Source organism: Pseudoclavibacter endophyticus (genome assembly GCF_008831085.1).
Lineage (GTDB): Bacteria > Actinomycetota > Actinomycetes > Actinomycetales > Microbacteriaceae > Pseudoclavibacter > Pseudoclavibacter endophyticus.
Genome location: NZ_WBJY01000001.1, coordinates 1065420 through 1085285, shown reverse-complemented (window position 1 = coordinate 1085285; position 19866 = coordinate 1065420). Strand labels below are relative to the sequence as shown.

18 protein-coding genes and 2 pseudogenes are annotated in these 19866 nt (G+C 70.4%); 11 read left to right on the top strand and 9 right to left on the bottom strand.

The genetic code is table 11. From position 1 onward, the window contains the following. The first annotated feature begins 85 nt into the window (after positions 1-85). The 8 genes from F8O04_RS04740 to F8O04_RS15155 all read left to right on the top strand — a co-directional run bounded on the left by F8O04_RS04740 (position 86) and on the right by F8O04_RS15155 (position 6030). A complete protein-coding gene (locus F8O04_RS04740) occupies positions 86-856 on the top strand; it encodes a GntR family transcriptional regulator (RefSeq protein WP_158028152.1) in 771 nt (256 codons plus the stop codon). Further along, entirely contained in the window at positions 853-1545 is a 693-nt protein-coding gene (locus F8O04_RS04735; protein ID WP_158028151.1) for an amino acid synthesis family protein, read from the top strand. Before F8O04_RS04740 ends, F8O04_RS04735 begins: the two co-directional genes overlap by 4 nt. Beyond that, positions 1542-2093: an amino acid synthesis family protein gene (locus F8O04_RS04730; protein ID WP_158028150.1), complete on the top strand. Its 552-nt coding sequence runs from the start codon at positions 1542-1544 to the stop codon at positions 2091-2093. The genes F8O04_RS04735 and F8O04_RS04730 overlap by 4 nt, the downstream gene beginning before the upstream one ends. A gap of 3 nt (positions 2094-2096) precedes the next feature. Beyond that, entirely contained in the window at positions 2097-2897 is an 801-nt protein-coding gene (locus F8O04_RS04725) for an alpha/beta fold hydrolase (RefSeq protein WP_225734872.1), read from the top strand. Beyond that, positions 2894-4375: an aldehyde dehydrogenase gene (locus F8O04_RS04720; RefSeq protein ID WP_158028149.1), complete on the top strand. Its 1482-nt coding sequence runs from the start codon at positions 2894-2896 to the stop codon at positions 4373-4375. The genes F8O04_RS04725 and F8O04_RS04720 overlap by 4 nt, the downstream gene beginning before the upstream one ends. A 131-nt stretch (positions 4376-4506) precedes the next feature. Beyond that, positions 4507-4704, top strand: a complete 198-nt coding sequence (locus F8O04_RS04715) for a tautomerase family protein (protein WP_158028148.1) — start codon at positions 4507-4509, stop codon at positions 4702-4704. 80 nt (positions 4705-4784) lie between these two features. Beyond that, positions 4785-5855, top strand: a complete 1071-nt coding sequence (locus F8O04_RS04710) for an LLM class flavin-dependent oxidoreductase (protein WP_158028147.1) — start codon at positions 4785-4787, stop codon at positions 5853-5855. 40 nt (positions 5856-5895) lie between these two features. Then, the gene (locus F8O04_RS15155; RefSeq protein ID WP_263971331.1) at positions 5896-6030 is read left to right on the top strand and encodes a hypothetical protein; all 135 of its coding nucleotides are present in this window, start codon (positions 5896-5898) and stop codon (positions 6028-6030) included. A 179-nt stretch (positions 6031-6209) separates the two neighbouring features. Here the strand turns inward: F8O04_RS15155 and dhaM are convergent, their stop codons facing one another. Genes dhaM through dhaK form a run of 3 tightly spaced genes read right to left on the bottom strand, consistent with a single transcriptional unit; the run spans position 6210 to position 8595 of the window. Next, entirely contained in the window at positions 6210-6944 is a 735-nt protein-coding gene (dhaM, locus tag F8O04_RS04705) for a dihydroxyacetone kinase phosphoryl donor subunit DhaM (protein ID WP_158028146.1), read from the bottom strand. Positions 6945-6957: 13 nt separating this feature from the next. Beyond that, a complete protein-coding gene (dhaL, locus tag F8O04_RS04700) occupies positions 6958-7596 on the bottom strand; it encodes a dihydroxyacetone kinase subunit DhaL (protein WP_158028145.1) in 639 nt (212 codons plus the stop codon). Between the two features lie 3 nt (positions 7597-7599). Further along, a complete protein-coding gene (gene dhaK / locus F8O04_RS04695) occupies positions 7600-8595 on the bottom strand; it encodes a dihydroxyacetone kinase subunit DhaK (protein WP_158029103.1) in 996 nt (331 codons plus the stop codon). Between the two features lie 306 nt (positions 8596-8901). Here dhaK and F8O04_RS04690 point away from each other — a divergent pair, with 306 nt between their 5' ends. After that, positions 8902-9636: an MIP/aquaporin family protein gene (locus F8O04_RS04690; protein ID WP_158029102.1), complete on the top strand. Its 735-nt coding sequence runs from the start codon at positions 8902-8904 to the stop codon at positions 9634-9636. A gap of 81 nt (positions 9637-9717) precedes the next feature. Beyond that, positions 9718-11229, top strand: coding sequence for a glycerol kinase GlpK (glpK, locus tag F8O04_RS04685; RefSeq protein WP_158028144.1), 1512 nt, complete (start codon positions 9718-9720; stop codon positions 11227-11229). Between the two features lie 118 nt (positions 11230-11347). On the opposite strand, the pseudogene F8O04_RS15000 reads toward glpK, so the two are convergent. The 4 genes and pseudogenes from F8O04_RS15000 to F8O04_RS04670 form a co-directional block, all read right to left on the bottom strand. Then, positions 11348-11770: pseudogene (locus tag F8O04_RS15000) on the bottom strand (sarcosine oxidase subunit gamma); the annotation flags it as partial. 246 nt (positions 11771-12016) lie between these two features. Next, a pseudogene (locus tag F8O04_RS04680) lies at positions 12017-15115 on the bottom strand (2Fe-2S iron-sulfur cluster-binding protein); the annotation flags it as partial. Beyond that, positions 15112-15408, bottom strand: a complete 297-nt coding sequence (locus F8O04_RS04675) for a sarcosine oxidase subunit delta (RefSeq protein ID WP_158028142.1) — start codon at positions 15406-15408, stop codon at positions 15112-15114. The gene F8O04_RS04675 and the pseudogene F8O04_RS04680, both read right to left, overlap by 4 nt. A 115-nt stretch (positions 15409-15523) precedes the next feature. Next, complete coding sequence (locus F8O04_RS04670; protein WP_158028141.1) at positions 15524-16741, bottom strand: sarcosine oxidase subunit beta family protein; 1218 nt, start codon at positions 16739-16741, stop codon at positions 15524-15526. 163 nt (positions 16742-16904) lie between these two features. Between F8O04_RS04670 and F8O04_RS04665 the strand changes: the two genes are divergently transcribed. After that, complete coding sequence (locus tag F8O04_RS04665; RefSeq protein WP_158028140.1) at positions 16905-17567, top strand: GntR family transcriptional regulator; 663 nt, start codon at positions 16905-16907, stop codon at positions 17565-17567. 25 nt (positions 17568-17592) lie between these two features. Here F8O04_RS04665 and F8O04_RS04660 read toward each other — a convergent pair whose 3' ends face one another. After that, complete coding sequence (locus F8O04_RS04660) at positions 17593-18423, bottom strand: IclR family transcriptional regulator (protein WP_158028139.1); 831 nt, start codon at positions 18421-18423, stop codon at positions 17593-17595. A gap of 95 nt (positions 18424-18518) precedes the next feature. After that, positions 18519-19814, bottom strand: a complete 1296-nt coding sequence (locus F8O04_RS04655; RefSeq protein WP_225734871.1) for an MFS transporter — start codon at positions 19812-19814, stop codon at positions 18519-18521. Between the last annotated feature and the right edge of the window lie 52 nt (positions 19815-19866).

The window sequence follows — 19866 nt, the reverse complement described above, 5'->3', positions numbered from 1 at the left end:
GGCGTGCACCTCATCTCCGGCGCGACTGCCTGACCTCTCCAGGGATGTCTTGACACCGCTGATGTATGCATCATACGCTCGCGGCATGCACCAGGTGCCGCCCCTCGGGGCAACCCACGACGACGAGTCCAGCCTGCTCGTCCGCCTTCGTCGGCTCGTGCTGAGCGGCGACTACCCGCCGGGCACCCAGCTCGCCGAAGTCGCGCTGGCGCAGGAGTTCGACGTGAGCCGCACTCCGGTGCGGGAGGCGCTCAAGCAGCTCGAAAACGAAGGCCTCGTCGAGATCCGCCCGAAGGTGGGCACCTTCGTCCGCACGCCGACCCAGCGCGAGATCGTCGAGCTCTTCGAGCTCAAGGAGGGGCTCGAGGGTCTCGCGGCCGGGTTGCTCGCTCGGCGCGGCACGACGCCTGAGCTGGATGCGCTCGAGCGGAACCTCGACTCCTCCGACGCCGCGGCCGAGACCGACGACACGGAGGCGTACGCGAGGCTCGTGCACGAGTTCCACTGGACGATCGTGCTCGGCGCCGACAACACCAAGCTCACCGAACACTACGAGCGGTTGATGAACCAGCTCGCGTACCACCGCATCGTGCTGCGTACCGTGCAGCATCCTGGGCGGATCATCGCCTCCACCGGCGAGCACCGCGCGATCGTCGAGGCGATCCGCTCGAAGGATGCCCTCGGTGCCGAGTTCGCCATGCGCGACCACGTTGCGATGTCGAGTCGCGAAGCCCTGCTGCCGGCGGGGGCCGGGAGAAACACGGTCATCCGCAGTGAACCTGCGGCAGGTGGCACCGACGACGACCACGAACACGGCCGCACCCGCGGCCACACCCACGAGAGGACGCCAGCATGACGAGCGAGACCCTGCCAGCGGCCGACACCGCACCCGCTGCGCACCCCGTGTCTACGGATGCCGGGTTGTCCGCCGGACACGAGCTCGCGCGTGCCGTCGGCATCCGGCGCCTCGTCACCGCCACGGAGGAGCTCGTCACCGAGGGCGGCACGCCGGCCGAGCGCCGCATCTTGCGCGCCAGCGCCGTCGCCGTGCTCGCGAACCCCTGGTGCGGCACCGGCACGAGCGAAGACCTGCAGCCGGAGACCGAGCGCATCGCGCCGGTGCTCGCGAAACTCATCGCCGATCGGCTGCTCGACGCGCTCGGCGGTGCCGACGCGGTCGAGGCCTTCGGCAAGGCCGCGGTCGTCGGACTTCGCGGCGAGATCGAGCACGCCGGCGCGCTCGTGCACACGCCCTTCTTCGGCAACCTCGTGCGCGAGTTCCTCGAGGGCACCTCCATCATCTGCTTCTCGGACGATCGTGCCGAGGCCGGCACGTCGATCCGCGTGCCCCTGTGGCACAAGACGGCCGCCGCCACGCGAAGCCATTACCAGACGCTCGACGTGCATCTGGCCGACGCGCCACACCCCGACGAGCTCGCCGTTATCGCCGTCGCCTCGACGGGTCCCCGCCCCCACGCTCGCATCGGTGACCGCACCACCGACCGTGCCGTGACCTCCGAAGTTCTGAAGGGAACCAGCAAGTGAACCTGCGAAAGATCGTCACCATCGTCGAAGAGATCGTCAGCGAGGGAGGCCGCCCCGTCGATCCCGCGGCTCGCGTCGCGATCGTGGCGGCCGTCATCGACAACCCGTGGGCCGGCGAGGGCTTCGTCGACGACCTCGCCCCGGGCATCGAGGCGACCGCTTCCGATCTCGGTGCGCTGCTCGCGCCCCGCGTCATCGAGGCGCTCGGCGCGCCCATCGAGGCGTACGGCAAAGCCGGCATCGTCGGGCTGAACGGCGAGATCGAGCACGGCTCCGCGCTGATCCACACCCTCAAGTTCGGCGATCACTTCCGCAGGGCGGCGAACGCGACGACGCTCCTGCCCGCGGTCGAGAAGCGCGCCACCGCAGGCACCCTCTTCGACATCCCCCTCAAGCACATCACCGACCAGACGATCCGCTCGCACCACCAGTCGGTCGAGGTACGGATCCCGGATGCTCCGCACCCGAACGAGATCGTCATCGCCCTTGCCGGCGCTGCACAGGGCCGCCCCCAGCAGCGCCTCGCTCCCCTCGCGAGCGAGCAGTAAGCCGTGGCCGGCGCGATGTCGACGAACGCCGCCCTCGGCGCGGACGCCGTGCCCGCGTCGGAGACCGGGATCGTCCTGCTGCACGGGGTCGGGCTCGACCACACGATGTGGCGGGCGGTGCAAGACCTGCTGCCCCGGGCATCCGTCGCCATCGACCTTCCCGGCCATGGCGCGCAGCCGCCGCTGCGGACCCCGCAGACGCTCGCATCGCTCGCCGACGACGTGCTTCGCCGCCTGCCCGACGGGCCGGTCGACCTCGTCGGCTTCTCGCTCGGCGCGCTCATCGCCCAGCACCTCGCGCGCTTCCGCCCTGATCGCGTTCGCAGCCTCGCCTGTGTCAGCTCGGTCTGCCGGCGCACTGAGCCGGAGCGGGCCGCGGTCGAGGCCCGTCTGCGCACGGCGCACGAGGCCTTCGTCGAGAGCGCTGAAGCGTCGATCGAACGCTGGTATCCGGCGGGCACTCCCGTGCCGGCCGGCGACATCGAGGCGACTCGGCGCACCCTCCTCGCAAACGACGTCGAGTCGTACCTGCACGCGTATGCCGTGTTCGCTCGCGGCGACGCCGAGATCGCCGGAGAGCTCAGCGGAATCACGGCCCCGACGCTCGCCGTCACGGGAGAGCTCGACCCGGGATCGACCCCTGACATGTCGCGGCGCCTCGCCGACGCGATCCCCGGCGCCCGCGCCGAGATCGTGCCCGGCGCGCGACACATGCTGCCGCTCGAGGCCCCGAGGGCGCTCGTCGCCGCGCTCATCACCCACCTCGACCACCACTACGACACCCGCGAAGGAGCATTCGCATGACCGAGCGAGTCGACCACTTCATCGGCGGCGCCCCGAGCGGCCCCGCGAACGGCGAGTACTTCGTCAGCACCAATCCCGCCACGCTCGAGACGCTGTACGAGGTCGCGAGGGGCGGGGAAGAGGATGTCCGCCGCGCGGTCGCCGCGGCGAAGCGCGCCTTCGAGTCGCCCGCCTGGGCCGGGCTCACGCCGACGAAGCGCGGCCACCTGCTGCGCCGGCTCGCGGATCTCGTCGGTGAGCACGCCGACGAGCTCGCGCGCCTCGAGAGCCTCGACAATGGCAAGCTCCTGCGCGAGATGCGCGGCCAGCTCGCGACACTGCCCGAGTACCTCTACTACTACGGCGGGCTCGCCGACAAGGTGCAGGGGGCGCAGGTCCCGACCATGAACCCGGCCATCCTCAACTACACCCAGCGCGAGCCGCTCGGCGTGGTCGGCGCGATCACCCCCTGGAACTCGCCGCTCACCCTCACGACGTCGAAGCTCGCACCGGCCCTCGCAGCGGGCAACACCGTCGTGATCAAGCCGAGCGAGCACACGTCGCGCACCGTTCTGCGGTTTGCGGAGCTCGTGGCCGAGGCCGGGTTCCCAGACGGCGTCGTGAACGTTGTCACCGGCTACGGCGGCGAGGCCGGCGCCGCGCTCGTCGCGCACCCCGATCTCGCGAAGATCTCATTCACCGGGTCGACGGCGACGGGCTCGCGCATCGCGCAACAGGCCGCGGCGCGATTCATCGGCTGCACGCTCGAGCTCGGCGGCAAGAGCCCCAACATCGTGTTCGCTGACGCGAACGTGCAGAACGCCGCGATGGGCGTCATCGCGGGCATCTTCGCAGCCGCGGGACAGACGTGCATCGCGGGAAGCCGAGTCTTCGCCCACCGCAGCGTTTACGACGAGCTCGTCGAGCTCGTCTCCCGCCGGGCCGAGTCGATCGTCATCGGCGACCCGATGCACGACTCGACCGAGCTCGGCCCGCTCGCGTTCGGCGATCAGCTCGAGAAGGTCGAGTCGTACGTGCACCTGGGCGTTGACGAGGGTGCGAGGGTGCGCTCGGGCGGCGCACGCCCCGACGTGGGCTTGCCCGGCTACTACTTCTCGCCGACCGTGCTCACCGACGTGAACAACGACATGCGCGTCGTGCGCGAGGAGATCTTCGGCCCCGTCGCCGCGATCATGCCGTTCGACACCGAGGACGAGGTCGTGGCCCTCGCCAACGACACCGACTACGGTCTGGCGGCCGGCGTGTGGACGCAGAACCTCGCCCGCGCACACCGAATGGCGCGCCGCCTCGAAGCCGGCACCGTGTGGATCAACACGTACCGCGCGATGTCACCGATGTCGCCGAGGCAGGGCTTCAAGTCGTCGGGCGTCGGCATCGAGCACGGCCTCGAGTCGATGCACGAGTACACGCGTCTCAAGAGCGTGTGGGTCAACACTGACGAAGGCGCCGTCGACGACCCGTTCGTCATGCGCTCCTAGCTCGGGCGGAGCGAACGCCCTCGCACGCAGGGGCTCCGCAGCATCCGCCCGGCCGACTCGAGCCGAACCGAAACCCGAAGACCGGAAGACCCGAAGACCCGAAGACCCGAAGACCATCCGAAGGAGCCGCCATGCCGTTCATCGACGTTTCAATCGCCGAGGGCCGCACCCCGGAAGAGCTGCGCGCCTTTGTGCAGGCCCTGCACGAAGCGGCGGAGGCGACCGTCGGCGCGACGCCGGACAACACCGTCGTCGTGCTGCGCGAGGTCCCGCCGACGCACTGGTCGCGCGGCAACGTCACGATCGCCGAACGGCGAGCCGGGGCCTAGCCAGCCAGTCGCCACCGGACTCGCGCCGCGACCCACCGCGCCGCGGTCTCTCGACCGAACCACACCGCAAAGGAGCAACGATGCGTTTTTCGCTTTTCGTCCACATGGAACGCTGGGACGAATCGACCACCCACGAGCAGACCTTCCAGAACCTGACGGAGCTCGCCCTCATGGCCGAGGCCGGAGGCTTCGGCACCGTGTGGATCGGCGAGCACCACGCCATGGAGTACACGATCTCGCCGAACCCGATGCCGCAGCTCGCCTACCTGGCCGCACGCACGACGAAGATCCGCCTCGGCGCGGGCACGATCATCGCCCCGTTCTGGAACCCCATCCGCGCCGCCGGAGAAGCCGCCCTGCTCGACGTGATCTCGGGCGGTCGCGCCGAAATCGGCATCGCGCGCGGCGCCTATCAGATCGAGTTCGACCGCATGGTGCCGGGCCTGTCGGCCCGCGACGGCGGCCAGCATCTCCGCGAGCTCGTCCCCGCGGTTCGCAAGCTCTGGCACGGCGACTACGCGCACGATGGCGAGATCTGGCAGTTCCCGACCGCCACGAGCGTGCCGAAGCCCGTGCAGCAGCCCGCGCCGCCGATCTGGATCGCGGCGCGTGACCAGGGGTCGCACGACTTCGCCGTCGCCAACGGCTGCAACGTCATGGTGACGCCCCTGATGAAGGACGATGGCGAGGTCGACGACCTCATGCGCAAGTTCAACGAGGCCAACGAGAAGTTCCCGCAGCCCGAGCGCCCCGAGCTCATGGTCCTGCGGCACACGCATGTGCACTCCCCCGACGACCCCGAGGGATGGCGTCCCGCTGCCGAGGGCATCAACCGGTTCTACCGCACGTTCGATGCGTGGTTCGGCAACCAGACCGCTCCCCGCAACGGGTTCCTCGAGCCGAGCCCCGAGTCGAAGTTCGAGGGTCGCGACGAGTTCAGTCCCGAGTCGCTGCACCGGACGGCCATGATCGGGACGCCCACGGAGGTCATCGAGCGCATCCGGCACTACGAGTCGCTCGGCGTCGACGAGTACAGCTTCTGGATCGACAACTCGCTCACGCACGAGCAGAAGCGGGCGTCGCTCGAGCTGTTCATCAACGAGGTCGTTCCGGCGTTCACGCCGGTGAACGCCGAGGCCGCGCCCGCCTAGCCGCCGCCTCGCCGTCGCTCGACCCGGCATTGTCACGCACGTGCGCGGACTCGACGACCTGCGGCTGCACGTCGCGATGGTCGCGACGCGAGAGCTGGGCGAGGTGCTCTCGTCGGGCTCGTCCACCTTGAGCGAGCTGCCGGGCGCTCCCCCGCCCGCCGCGGCACAACGTTGAGTTGTGCCGCGGCGGACGAAGCGCCGTGTAGCTCGCGAACCGCCCCCGGGGCACCCGCGGCATGTGACTGCTGAAGCGGACGGCGGCGGCGCACGCCCAATATTAGGTTTACCTAAGCTGCGTTGCAAGAGTGGCTGACGACGGTGCCGCAGCCCCGGATGCGCCCGGTCCTGCGCGCATCATCGGTCTTCCCCGAAGCCGTCTTCGACGAGTTCTCGGATCGCATCGAGCGCGCGCCGCGCGTCCGGCCCGGACGCCGTGACCGTCAGTTCAGTGCCGCGGGCGGCTCCCAGCGTCATGAGGCCCATGACGCTCTTTGCGTCGACGGGACCGCGCCCGTTCGCGGCGACCTCGACGGTCGCATCCACGTCGTTCGCGGCCTTGACGAGCATGCCGGCGGGGCGGGCGTGCAACCCGACCTCATTCACCAGCGTCACGACCATCGTGAGCCGCTGATCCGCCGAATCCGCGTCGGATGCTCCCGATGACTCAGCGGGTTCAGATATGCCGCCGTCACCACCGAGCTGCTCGGCCTTCGCGGACGCCGCCGACCGGGCCTCCCGGTCGACCTCATCGAGGCTCGCCCCACCAGCGGCCCTGACGACGGCCGCGACGAGCCCTTCGACGAGTGGCGCGGGCGAGAGCCGCACCTCGCCGGCCGCCTCGGCGAACTCGAGCGCCATCTCGGCGCTGAGCACGGCCGAGCCGAGGTCCATGAGCACGAGAACGCCGTCCGGTCCGTCGACCGACAAGATCGCCTCCGACACACGCATCGCGTCGGTGCCCGTGCCCCCGTCGCCGGTTCCGGCCGCAAGCGCGATCGGCGGAGGCGCATCCTGCACCATCTCGAGCGCCAGGTCGAGGGCGGCCGAGGCGAGCGGTTCGCTGTGCGAGACGACGACGATGCCGATCATGAGTGCTGCCCGGTCATGCGGCGAGCGCCGTCGCGAGCGAGCGGAACAGCATCGCCGTCGAGGTCGCGCCGGGATCGAGGTGGCCGACGCTGCGGTCGCCGAGGTAGCTCGCCCGTCCCTTGCGGGCGACGATCGGCTCGGTCGCATCGCGCCCCTCCTCGGACGCGGACGCGGCCGCGTCCGCCGCCGTCGCAGCCCCGCTGCCGTCGGCGGCCGACCGCTCAAACGCCTCGACGGCGGGAACCATCGCGTCGAGCATGGTCTTGTCGCCGACCTCGGCCTTGCCGCGCGCGATGACGCCCTCGAGTCCGGCCCGCAACGCCTGCCCGAAGGATGACGCGTCGACCTCCGAGACATGCCCGGCCTTCGTGCCGAGTCGCAGGAAAAAAGTGCCGTAGAGGGGGCCGCTCGCGCCGCCGACGCTCGACACGAGCGCCATGCCGACCGCCTTGAAGAGGTCGTCGGCGAACTCGGGCGCGCCCGCGTCGAGCTTCTCGACGACGGCTCGCATGCCGCGCGTCATGTTGACCCCGTGGTCGGCGTCGCCGATGGCCGAGTCGAGCTCGGTCAGGTACTCGTGCCGCTCGTCGACCGTCGCCGCGAAGTGCCGAAGCCACGCGGAGAGGTGTTCGACCGTGATCGGATCCGCCACCGGTCAGACCCCCCAGCGCATTCCGGCCGTGTTGACGGGGGCATCCCAGAGCCCGAGCACGTCGTCGTCGGCGCGGAGCACCGTCAGCGAGCACCCGGCCATGTCGAGCGAGGTGATGTAGTTGCCCACGAGGTTGCGAGCGATCGTGACGCCGGCCTTCTCGAGCAACGCGGCAACCTCGCCGTACATCAGGTACAGCTCGATGAGCGGCGTCGCACCCATCCCGTTGAGCATCACGATCGTCGGCGCGCCCGTCATGTCGAGGTCGTCGAGCACGGGGTCGACGAGCATCTCGGCGATCTCGGAGGCGGGCGCGAGCGGCGCGCGGCGGCGTCCGGGCTCGCCGTGGATGCCGATGCCGATCTCCATCTCGCCGTCGGGCAGGTCGAAGGTCGGCTTGCCCGCGGCCGGGACCGTGCAACTCGTGAGGGCCATGCCCATCGACCGGCCGTTGCCGTTGACGCGCTTCGCGAGCTCGACGACGGCGGCGAGGTCGCGGCCCTCCTCGGCGGCGGCCCCGACGATCTTCTCGAGCAGCACGGTCGTGCCGACGCCTCGACGACCGGCCGTGTACAGCGAGTCCTGCACCGCGACGTCGTCGTCGATCACGATCGACTCGGTCTTCACGCCGGACGCGTCAGCGAGCTCGGCCGCCATCTCGAAGTTCATGACGTCGCCCGTGTAGTTCTTCACGATGTGCAACACGCCCGCGCCGCGGTCAACCTCGTTCGTGGCCGCCTCCATCTGGTCGGGCGTCGGGGAGGTGAACATCTCTCCGGCGCAGGCCGCGTCGAGCATCCCGGCGCCCACGAAGCCGCCGTGCATGGGCTCATGGCCCGACCCGCCGCCCGAAACGAGCGCGACTTTGCCCTCGTCCTTCGGCGTCGCCCGGTAGATCACTCGATGCTGATGGTCGACGCGCACGCGGTCGTCGCTGAGCTCGATGCCGACCAGCGCATCCCGAACCACGTTCGCCGGCTCACCGATGAGCTTCTTCATCATGCGTCTCCGCCGATTTGACGACTGTTGTTCATGGTTGCTCCCTTGCAATGCACGATGAGAATCGTTGTGGATCACGAACACACTCCGGGTGACGTGGCGAGCACGTTCCGGTACGTTGCCATCAGCAACAACGACGAATATTCCCCGCGCAGCGACGCGCGTCAAGGGGCCCGCGCACAGGTGCGCGTGCCACCTGCTCAATTGAATCCCCAAGCGCCCCGATCCCGGGGGGCAGCGCCCGAACGGTGTCGCTCACACAACAGAAGAAAGGTCAACGTGGACAGCAATCTGCTCATCGTGTTCATGTCGGAAATCGTCGGAACCGCAATGCTCGTGCTCCTCGGTTGTGGTGTCGTCGCCAACGTCGCCCTCACCAAGACCAAGGGGTTCAACGGCGGCTTCCTCATGGTCAACTTCGGCTGGGGTCTCGCGGTGTTCGTGGGCGTCCTCGCCTCGTACGCCTCGGGCGCGCACATCAACCCGGCCGTCACGCTCGGTCTCGTCGCCAACGGTGTGGACGAATTCGGCATGGGCGTCGCAGTCTCGCCATTGAGCATCATCGTGTACATCGTCGGCCAGTTCATCGGGGCCTTCATCGGCGCGACGCTCGTGTGGTTGGGCTACAAAAAGCACTTCGATGAGACCGACGACGGCGCGACGAAACTCGGCGTCTTCTCGACGGCACCCGGCATCCGCTCGACGGCGTGGAACCTCGTCACCGAGGTCATCGGCACATTCGTGCTCGTCTTCACGGTGATCGCGTTCGGCCGCGCGGGCGAGGCCGCGGGCCTCGCCGCACTCGGCGCTCTGCCCGTCGCCCTGCTCGTCGTCGGTATCGGCGCCTCCCTCGGTGGCCCGACGGGGTACGCGATCAACCCGGCTCGCGACCTCGGGCCGCGCATCATGCACGCGGTCCTGCCCATCAGGGGGAAGGCGTCGAGCGACTGGTCGTACTCGTGGATTCCCGTCGTCGGCCCGATCATCGGCGGCCTGCTCGCCGGATGGCTCGCCATACCGCTTCTGCCCGTCATCAGCTAGCTCGACGTGGTGCCGGCGCACCCCGCCGCCGTCACGCTCCCATCACTCCGACGCCGACAGCATCCAGAAGGAGCAACCCACATGACCGACTACGTCCTCGCAATCGATCAGGGCACGACAAGCACGCGCGCGATCGTGTTCGACAAGACCGGGTCCATCGTCTCGACCGGGCAGATGGAACACGAGCAGATCTTCCCCAAAGCCGGCTGGGTTGAACACAACGCGGCAGAGATCTGGAAGAACACTCGTGAGGTCATCGGCCTCGCGCTCAGCCGCGCCGACATCACCCGCCACAGCATCGCAGCGGTCGGCATCACCAACCAGCGCGAGACCGCGGTGGTGTGGGACAAGAACACCGGCGAGCCCGTGTACAACGCCATCGTGTGGCAGGACACGCGCACGCAGTCGATCGTCGACCGGCTCGCCGACGGCGACGGCGAGCGCTACAAGGCGATCGTCGGCCTGCCGCTCGCGACCTACTTCTCCGGCACGAAGATCACGTGGATCCTCGAGAACGTCGAGGGCGCCCGCGAGCGTGCCGAGGCGGGCGACCTGATCTTCGGGACGACCGATACGTGGGTGCTGTGGAACCTCACGGGCGGCCCGGAGGGCGGCGTGCACGCGACCGACGTCACGAACGCCAGCCGCACGATGTTCATGGATCTTGAAACACTCGAGTGGCGCGACGACATCCTCGCCGACTTCGGGGTGCCCCGCTCGATGCTGCCCGAGATTCGCTCGTCCTCCGAGGTCTACGGCACCGTCGAGTCATCGAGCCTCCTCCGCGAGGTGCCGGTCGCGGGCATCCTCGGCGACCAGCAGGCGGCGACGTTCGGGCAGGCCGCGTTCGAGGCCGGCGAGTCGAAGAACACGTACGGCACGGGCAACTTCCTCATCTTCAACACGGGCGAGGAGATCGTGCACTCCCGCAACGGCCTGCTCACGACGCTCGGCTACAAGCTCGGCGACGCGAAACCGCACTACGCCCTCGAGGGATCGATCGCGGTCACCGGCTCACTCGTGCAGTGGCTGCGCGACAACCTGGGCATCATCCGGACGTCGGATGAGATCGAGACGCTCGCCGCGACCGTCGATGACAACGGCGGGGCCTACTTCGTGCCGGCGTTCTCGGGCCTGTTCGCGCCGTACTGGCGAGCAGACGCGCGCGGTGCGCTGGTCGGGCTGACCCGGTTCGTCAACAAGGGCCACATCGCGAGGGCCGCCCTCGAGGCGACGGCGTTCCAGACACGTGAGGTGCTGGACGCCGTCAACGCCGACTCCGGCGTCGACCTGACGGAACTCAAGGTCGACGGCGGCATGACTGTGAACGACAAGCTCATGCAGTTTCAGGCCGACATCCTCGGCGTTCCGGTCGTGCGCCCGGTCGTCGCCGAGACGACGGCGCTCGGCGCGGCCTACGCCGCCGGCCTCGCAACCGGGTTCTGGAAGAACCTCGGCGAGCTCAGCGCGAACTGGCAGGAGGACGCGCGCTGGGAGCCGAACCTCGACGACGCCTCCCGCGAGCGGCAGCTACGCAACTGGAAGAAGGCGGTCACGAAGACCTTCGACTGGGTCGACGACGACGTGGAGTAGTTCGAACCGCTCAACGACACGACGGTGGGCCGCCCGGCCACGAGCTCTGGGCGGCGCACCGTTGCGTGTGCGGTCCTGGCCGCCGCTCCGCGCCGCGACGCCCGCGCGAGGTCGCCCGTCAGGCGAACTCGCGCGAGGCGTCGATGAGCCAGCGCACGAGGTGCTCGGCGAACGACGCCCGCGGCAGCAGCACGTACCGCTCCGGCTCGACGCGCCACAACACGACCGGGATGCGCCCGACCTCCGTGACGTACGCCGAGCCCGCCGGCATCGCACGATCGTGCAGATCGAGCGCGCAGCCCTTCGCGAGCACGGCGCGCGCGCCGGGTCCGCGCAGCTCGATCGTCGTGCGGTTCGCCGAGACGTCGACCACGTCAGTCGCCGGATGCTCCCCCGCCGCGGCCGCGAGGACCGCCGGATCGGTTCGCGGTTCGGGCTCGTAGTGCACGAATTCGTCGGGCCCAAGCCACAGGATGGCCCCGGTCGTCGACCGCGTGACGGCGCCGACGCGAGTAGGCAGCGGAGCCCCCAGCGCACCCTCCAGCGCGGCCGCGCCGCGCGTGCCCGGCACGGCCCGAAGCGCCGTCATGCCGGCGAACGGCAGTTCACGGATCGTGACCCCGAGGGCACCCTCGATGTCTGCGGCCCGCATCGCGTCGTCGAGGTGCGCGGCCGGCGCAAGCCGGCCGCGCAGCTCGACGGGCGTGATCCAATCGGCTGACGCCGCGGCCGGGGACGGGACGCCCGCAGCCGCGCTGCCCGCGGCACGGGCGCCCTCGCCGGGATCGCCGTCGCGGCGCGAGTTCTCCGGGTCGACGAGCACGGGCGAGACAAGCGCAACCTCGCAGACGCGCCCCTCCGAGAACACACGCACCCGTTCGCCGATACGGTCGCGGCCCCCGCGTACGAGCGCGAGCCCGAAGCGGTGCCCGAGCGCGGCACTGGCATAGGCGGAGGTGACATGCCCCTCGAGCGAAATCGGAGCATCCGCCGCAATCGATGCCGCATCGAGGGCGACGCCCGCGTTCACGAGTTGCGCGCCTTCGGCGAGCGCCACCTCGGCGCCGTCGCCCCGCTCGAGGGGAACGACGCCGACGAGCTGCTGGCGATCGTTCCGCCGCGCGTCGGCGCGCGCGTACGAGCGCTTGCCGATGAAGTCGCCGTTGTCGCCGTGCACCATCCAGCCGAGCCCGGCGTCGTACGGCGTGACCGTACCGTCGGTGTCCTGCCCGACGATGATGAAGCCCTTCTCGGCCCGCAGCACGTGCATGGTCTCGGTTCCGTACGGCGTGAGCCCGACGCCATCGGCGCGGAGCGCGTCAGCGCCCGCGGCATCGACGAGTTCCCACACGTGCCGCCCGAACCAGGCGGGAACGCTCAGCTCGAACGACAGCTCTCCTGAGAACGACACGCGGGCGAGCCGCGCCTCGACGCCCGTCGCCGTCACCGCCGGACGGAACGACATGAACGGGAACGCGGCCGCCGACACGTCGACCGCAGGGAACACCCGCGCAACGATCTCGCGCGACCTCGGACCGGCGACGACGACCGTCGCCCACTGCTCGGTCACCGACGTGCACGTCACGTCGAGCGTCGGCCACTCGGTCTGCAGCCACTCCTCGAACCAGTCGAGCACGTTGGCGGCGCCACCGGTCGTCGTCGTCACGAGGAACCGGTCGTCCGCGAGCCGGAAGGTCACGCCGTCGTCGAAGATCATGCCGTCCGCGTGGCACATGAGGTGGTAGCGCGCGCGGCCGACGCGCAGCGTGGAGAGCGTGTTCGTGACCACACGATCGAGGAACTCGGCGGCGTCCGCCCCGCGCACCTCGATCTTGCCGAGCGTCGACGCGTCCATGAACCCGGCTGACGACCGCACCGCCGCGCACTCCCGCAGCACTGCCTCAGCCATCGACTCGCCCGCCTGCGGGTAGTACCAGGGCCGCTTCCACTGCCCGACGTCTTCGAAGACCGCGCCGCGCTCGACGTGCCAGTCGTGCATGGCCGTCCGCCTGGCCGGGTCGAACAGCTCCCCGCGCTCGCGCCCGGCGAGCGCCGCGAACGACACGGGCACGACAGGGGCGCGAAAAGTCGTCAGGCCGACGCCCGGCACGCCATCGGCCTCGAGCATCCGCGCCATGACCCCCGCGAGCGCGAGCCCGCTCGTGCGCCCCTGGTCGTGCGCGGTGCCGATCGACGTGTATCGCTTGAGGTGCTCGACGCTGCGCATGCCAGCACCGATGCCCCGTGCGACGTGCGCCGCAGTGCGGTCGCGCTGCAGGTCGACGAAGTGCTCGCGCCAGGTCGCCGCGTCGGCCGGGTCGACGGCTTCGCCGGGCTCGATTGCCCAGCCGGCATTGCCAGGTCCGCCCGACTCGTCGGATGCTCCCCCCGGCGTTCCCGCCGCCGCACGTGACAGCGGCGGCACGAGCCACTGCGGCGCGTTCGGCGCGACGCGCTCGGGGTCTGCCCTCGGCGCGGCGACGCCGCCGTTCGATGCGAAGCCGGCGGCGTGCGCGGCGGCGTCGCCGGCCGCCGCGCCCTCGCTGAGCGCGCCGGCCAGGTCGAGCGTGCCGTTCACGGCGCCCGCCGTTCGCATTCGCTCGACGGGCTCGCCGGGCACGAACGCCGCGAGGTCGTCGCTCCACGCGAGCTTCGGCTGCCGCTGCGAAGAGAGGTGCACGGCCGGGGCCCAGCCGCCCGAGACGGCGAGGGCATCGGCCTCGATCATCACGGGATCGACGAGACCGCCGGCCCCGCCGTCTTCATCGATCGACGCCACGACGACGCCGGCGACCCCGCCGTCATCGCCCGCGAGCGTGTCGGCGACGACCGCCCCGAAGTGGACGCGCGCCCCCGTCCTCGAAGCGACGTCCGAGGCCCTCGGGCTCGGCTCCGGGCGCGCATCGATGACGACCGGCACCGGCAGACCCGCCGAGTGCAGATCGTCGACGAGCTCGTAGGCAGCGTCGTTCGTCGTCGCGACGACGATGCGCTGGCCGACCGCGACGGCGTAGCGGTTCAAGTAGGTGCGAGCGGCCTGCGCGAGGACGATGCCGGGCCGGTCGTTGTTGCGGAACACGATCGGCCGCTCGGTCGCGCCGGTCGCGAGCACGATCTGCTTCGCGCGGAGGTGCCAGACGCGCTCGCGCGACCGGCCGGAGGACTGCGCGGCCGACGCGCGCCGCCCGCCCGAGCCCGCGAGCCCGGAGCCGACCGGCGCCGCTTCCCGCCGCTCGACGGCGACGACATACCCGGCGTCGTACGCGCCCGTCGCCGTCGTGCGCGTCAGCACGGTGAAGTCGGGCTCGGCGTCGAGCGCGACGAGGGTGCGATCGATCCACTCGCGAGCGGGAATACCGTCGACGCGCGCTCGGCGCGACGCGAGCAGCGAACCGCCGGGCTCGGCGCCCTCGTCGAGCAACATCGTGCGGGCGCCGGTGCGGGCGGCGGCGAGCGCCGCCGCGAGTCCCGCGGGCCCCGCACCGATGATCAGCACGTCGGGATGCTCGTGGCATCGATCGAAGACCGCGTCGTCCGGCGTCGGATCGAGCCGCCCGAGTCCGTCGAGCATACGGGCCTCTGCCCCGTCGATCGCGGGCGTTGTCGTGGCGAGCAGCATCGACTCGCGCACCCCATCGCCCGGCAGCCGCACGTCGATGAGCGCATTCGGCTCGTCCGAGCCCGCCGCGACGATGCCGCGCGGGCGCCCGAGGTAGATCGAATCGCCCGTGCGGCGCACGCCGTTCGCGAGGAGCAGCGAGGCGAGGGTGTCGCCCTCGAAGCCCTCGCGCTCGACACCGTCGATCGTGACCAGGACCGGTGAGGTGCGGTCGATGCGTGCGCCCGGCGCCGCATCCGGCCCCACTCGCCACGGACCGCGGCTCATCGCTCGCCTCCCCCGTCGCCGAGTTCGCCGTCCGCCCGCCCCGCGGCGCGCGTCGACTCGAACGCGTAGGTGCGCGTATCGCGCACCGCCTCGAACCACTTGCGGCACCCGCCCGCGTGCATCCAGCGCTCGGTGAACGCGCCCGCCGGGTTGTCGCGGTAGAACAGGTAGGCCGCCCACTCGCGATCGCTGAGCGCCGACGGATCGTCGGGGTACGGCACTCCCGCCTGCCCGCCGTAGTGGTACTCGGTCTCGTCGCGCGGCCCGCAGTGCGGGCACTCGATCAGCAGCATGCCGTCTCCTCGCCTCGTGGTTCCGACTCCGCCCGCACGGCCGGGCCGCCGCGCGTGGCGCGTCCGCGGCATCCGGCCACCGCGAACGCCGTTCCTCCGGCCGCCGCCCCGGGCATCAGTGCGCCACCGCCGCGGCACCGTGCTCATCGATGAGGGCGCCCGTCTCGAAGCGTTCCAGCGAGAAGGGTGCGGCGAGGGGATGCGGCTCGTCGTGCGCGATCGTGTGCGCGAACACGTCGCCCGCCGCTGGCGTGCCCTTGAACCCGCCGGTGCCCCACCCGCAGTTCACGAAGACCCCGTCGACCGGGGTGCGCGAGATGATGGGGGATGCGTCGAGGGTGACGTCGACGATGCCGCCCCAGGTGCGCAGCACGTGCGCGCGGGCGAAGATCGGGAACAGCTCGACGGCCGCCGCGAGCTGCCGCTCGATGACGTGGAACCCGCCCCGCTGGCCGAATCCGACGTAGCTGTCGACGCCGGCGCCCATGACGAGTTCGCCCTTGTGGGCCTGCGACACGTAGACGTGCACGTGATTCGACATGACGACGGTCGGGTGCACGGGCTCGAACAGCTCGCTCGCGAGCGCCTGCAGGGGGTGTGACTGGATCGGGAGCCGAATGCCCGCGAGCTCGGCGACCTGCGTGCTGCGGCCGGCCGCGCAGAGCCCGAGCTTGCCGGTGTGGATCGTGCCCCGCGTCGTCTCGACCGCGGTGACCCGTCCACCGGCGGTCCGCACGCCCGTGACCTCGCAGCCCTGGATCAGGTCGACGCCGAGCCTGTCGGCGCCGCGGGCGAACGCCCACGCGACATGATCGTGCTTTGCGATGCCGGCGCGCGGCTGGAAGGTCGCGCCCATGACGGGGTACCGGATGTTGTCGCTGACGTTGACGATGGGGCAGACCTCGGCCACCTCGCTCGGCGTGAGCCACTCGGCGTCAACACCGTTGAGCGCGTTGGCGTTCACCCGGCGCATCGCCTCGCGCACGTCGCCCGGCGTGTGGGCAAGATTCAACACGCCGCGCTGGCTGAACAGCAGGTCGTAGTCGAGCTCGACCGGCAGCCGCTCCCACAGCTTCAGCGAGTGCTCGTAGATCGCGGCGCTCTCATCCCACAGGTAGTTCGAGCGGATGATCGCGGTGTTGCGCGCCATGTTGCCACCGGCGAGCCAGCCGCGCTCGAGCACGGCGACGTTGCGGATGCCGTAGTGCGCCGCGAGGAAGTACGCGGTCGCGAGCCCGTGTCCGCCGCCGCCGATGATGACGACGTCATACGACGAGCGGGGCTCCGGATTTCGCCAGAGGTGCTCGGGATGCTCCGGAAGGTCCTGCGTCACGTCGCTGTGCTCCCCAATGCCGATGCCGCACGCCGTGGGTGCGGACGACTGATATATTACTGGTCGACATCTTAGGATGGGTCACGTCCGCGCGTCAATGGCGGCTCGTCCGTCCTCCGGGCAGTGTCCGGAACCCGATCCCGTCGCGAGAGAAGGAGAGCCCATGCATCAGGCGACGCGGTCGAGCGCGGTGCACGTGTCGCTCGCCGAGCGCGCGTACCGGACGCTGCGAGACCGGCTCGTGCTCCTCGACATCGAGCCGGGCGCACCCATCAACGAGGCGCAGCTCGCCAAAGAGCTCGACATGGGGCGCACGCCGGTGCGGGAGGCGCTCAAGCGGCTCGAGGTCGACCACCTCGTCGTGAGCTATCTCCGCCAGGGCACCTTCGCCGCGAGCATCGATATCCGCGATCTGGCCGCCATCTCCGAGCTGCGCTCCGTCCTCGAACCCGTCGCCGCTCGCCGGGCCGCCGAGCTGGCGACGCCGGAGCAGCGGGAATCGCTTCGCGCGACGGCCTCCGAAATCGAGGCGATGATCCGCGAGACGCCCACCAGGCGCACGCTCATCGAGCACGATCTCATTGCGCATCGGCGAATCTACGGCGTGCTCGACAACACGCACCTGCACGAGACGCTCGAGCGGCTCGACAATCTCGCCACGCGCCTCTGGTGGACCGTGCTCGATCGCATGCCCGACGTCGGCGAGCACGTCGCCGAGCACGTCGCCCTGCTCCACGCGATCGCCGAGGGCGACGCCGACCGTGCCGCCACGCTCGCGCTCGAGCACGTCGCAAACTTCGAGGCGTCGGTGCGACGGGCAGTGTGACCCGCCCCATCGGCCCCATAGGGGGTCACGACCGGGGTGGCACGAGAAACCCGAGTCGTCGCGACAGCTCGTCAGCGAAGGGCCGCAGCGCGGCGGCGATATCGGGCAACTCCTCCTCCGGCATGCGGAAGGCGGGGGCGGTGAGGCTGAGCGCCGCGATCACGCTGCGGTCGGTCGCGAAGACGGGCACCGCGACCGCGTTCGTATGCTCTTGCCATTCGGCGAGCGCACTCCCCCAGCCCTGCGCGCGCACGATCGCCATCTCGTCGGCCAGACGATCGATGTCGAGGATCGTCGCGTCGGTATGACGGCGCATGCTGCGCGCCGCCTCCTCGAACACCGCGTCATCGGCGTGCGCGAGCAAGCACTTGCCCGACGAGGTCGCATGCAGCGGCGTCCGCTGCCCCACGTACTGGTCGCGCACGGCGACGCTGCTCGCGCCGGTCGCCTGCGCGATGTTCACGGCCGCTCCGTCCTCGAGGATCGCGACGTTCGACGTCTCGCTCAGCCGCGCCGTCACGTCGTCGCAGATGAGCTGTGACTCGCGCGCGAAGTCCGTGCGAATCGCGACCGCCCCCGCGATGCGAAGGGCTCCCGTGCTCAGGGCATAGGTGCCGCGGTGGGTTTCTTGCGTGACGAAACGGCGCGACTCGAGCGTGCCGAGCAGGCGGAATGCCGTCGAACGATGCACACCGAGCTGCGTCGCCAGCGCCGTCACGCCCATCGGCCCGTTGTCGGCGAGGAGCTCGAGGATCTGCAGGGCGCGGTCGACCGCCTGGATCGGAGACGCCGAGCCGGAATCACCCGAGCGCGCCGACCCCATCCTTGCCGTTCCGGGCGCACGATCCCTGTTCATATCCCGCCACCTTAGCCGTCGGCGTCGCCCCGCACCGCGAAGCCGCGTCGAGCGTCGGTGCCCGCGGCGCTCGTCCGCGGGCACCGACGCGACGCTCAGGCGTCGAGCACGCGGTACTTCGTCTCCGGCGCCCACTTCACCGAGGCGACGAGGCCGATGAGCGGAAAGACGGCGGCGATGAGCAGCGTCGCCGCCGACCCCCACGCCTCGAGCGACAGCGGCAGCAGATAGGTCGCGCCGGCGGCGCCCACTCGACTGAATGCCGCGGCGAAGCCGACGCCCGTGCTGCGGAACCGTGTGTCGAACATCTCGGGCGGGTAGACGTACTGGATGTTGTTCGAGCCGGTGATGACGAAGGCGAAGACGCCGAAGATGACGACGGCGAGCCACGGCGGCATGTCAGTCCACAGGCCGAGAACGACCAGCAGCACGAACATGGCCGCGAAGGTCGAGATGACGAATGTGCGCCGCGAGAGCAGCCAGAGCAGCCACAGGCCGAACACGGCACCAGCGAGCTGCAGCCCATTCATCAGCAGATCGGTCGCAAAACCTCCCTCGAGGCCGAGCCCGGCGAGGACCGGCACGAGGAAGGTGAAGATCGCGAAAAGTGGTCCGACCTGGCAGAACCAGAACAGGCCTGAGTAAAGGATGCGCCGCCAGTCGTTCTCTCGGAAGAATTGCAGCAGCGTCGAGTTCGCCACCGCGGTCACGGCCGGCGGCACGACGTACTCGGGGCCGTAGCGCCGCTCCACGATCGCCTGCGCCTCCTCGCGGCGCCCCTGGCTTGCGAGCCAACGTGGCGACTCCGGCACGCCGAACCGGATGAGCAGCGTGATGACGGCGGGCACCGCGCTCGACGCGAGGAGCCAACGCCAGTGCTCCTCCGGCCAGAAGTGCGCGACGAAGAACGCGCCGACGAATCCGACGAACCAGAACAGCGCGATCGCGCCGAGCAGCGTGGTGCGGTGCTTGCGCGGCGCGAACTCCGCGAGCAACGAGGTGCCGACCGCGTATTCGACCCCGATGAGCAGGCCGAGCAGCAGGCGAAGCGCGACGAGATCCCAGGTGCCGGCCACGAACAGCTGCAGCAGCGAGACGACGGTGAAACCGACCAGGTTCCAGAAGAACACCCGTTTCCGCCCGAACCGGTCGGCGATGCGGCCGAAGAGAAGGCCGCTGATGAAGATGCCGATGAGCGCGCTCGAGGCGATGAGCCCCTGCCCGAGCGGGCTTAGGCCGAGCTCCGCGGTGGCGGGGCCGATGGCTCCGCCGATGACGCCGAGGATGTACCCGTCGACGATGATCCCTCCGAACGCGCTGATCGAGACGAGCGCGACGAGGGCGTTGATCGGCGCGTCATCGGTCGACCGACGCCCCACGGGAATCTCCACGCCGGACCCTTCCCGGGTCGACTCCGGCGCGACGCTCATCGGATCAGTCCGG

Excerpts from the sequence above, each read along its gene's own strand:
- glpK (WP_158028144.1), top strand. The coding sequence starts at position 9,718 with ATGACCGACTACGTCCTCGCAATCGATCAGGGCACGACAAGCACGCGC.
- F8O04_RS04720 (WP_158028149.1), top strand. The coding sequence starts at position 2,894 with ATGACCGAGCGAGTCGACCACTTCATCGGCGGCGCCCCGAGCGGCCCC.
- F8O04_RS04665 (WP_158028140.1), top strand. The coding sequence starts at position 16,905 with ATGCATCAGGCGACGCGGTCGAGCGCGGTGCACGTGTCGCTCGCCGAG.
- F8O04_RS04660 (WP_158028139.1), bottom strand. The coding sequence starts at position 18,423 with ATGAACAGGGATCGTGCGCCCGGAACGGCAAGGATGGGGTCGGCGCGC.
- F8O04_RS04740 (WP_158028152.1), top strand. The coding sequence starts at position 86 with ATGCACCAGGTGCCGCCCCTCGGGGCAACCCACGACGACGAGTCCAGC.
- F8O04_RS04735 (WP_158028151.1), top strand. The coding sequence starts at position 853 with ATGACGAGCGAGACCCTGCCAGCGGCCGACACCGCACCCGCTGCGCAC.
- F8O04_RS04675 (WP_158028142.1), bottom strand. The coding sequence starts at position 15,408 with ATGCTGCTGATCGAGTGCCCGCACTGCGGGCCGCGCGACGAGACCGAG.
- dhaM (WP_158028146.1), bottom strand. The coding sequence starts at position 6,944 with ATGATCGGCATCGTCGTCGTCTCGCACAGCGAACCGCTCGCCTCGGCC.
- F8O04_RS04715 (WP_158028148.1), top strand. The coding sequence starts at position 4,507 with ATGCCGTTCATCGACGTTTCAATCGCCGAGGGCCGCACCCCGGAAGAG.
- F8O04_RS04690 (WP_158029102.1), top strand. The coding sequence starts at position 8,902 with ATGTCGGAAATCGTCGGAACCGCAATGCTCGTGCTCCTCGGTTGTGGT.
- dhaK (WP_158029103.1), bottom strand. The coding sequence starts at position 8,595 with ATGAAGAAGCTCATCGGTGAGCCGGCGAACGTGGTTCGGGATGCGCTG.
- F8O04_RS04710 (WP_158028147.1), top strand. The coding sequence starts at position 4,785 with ATGCGTTTTTCGCTTTTCGTCCACATGGAACGCTGGGACGAATCGACC.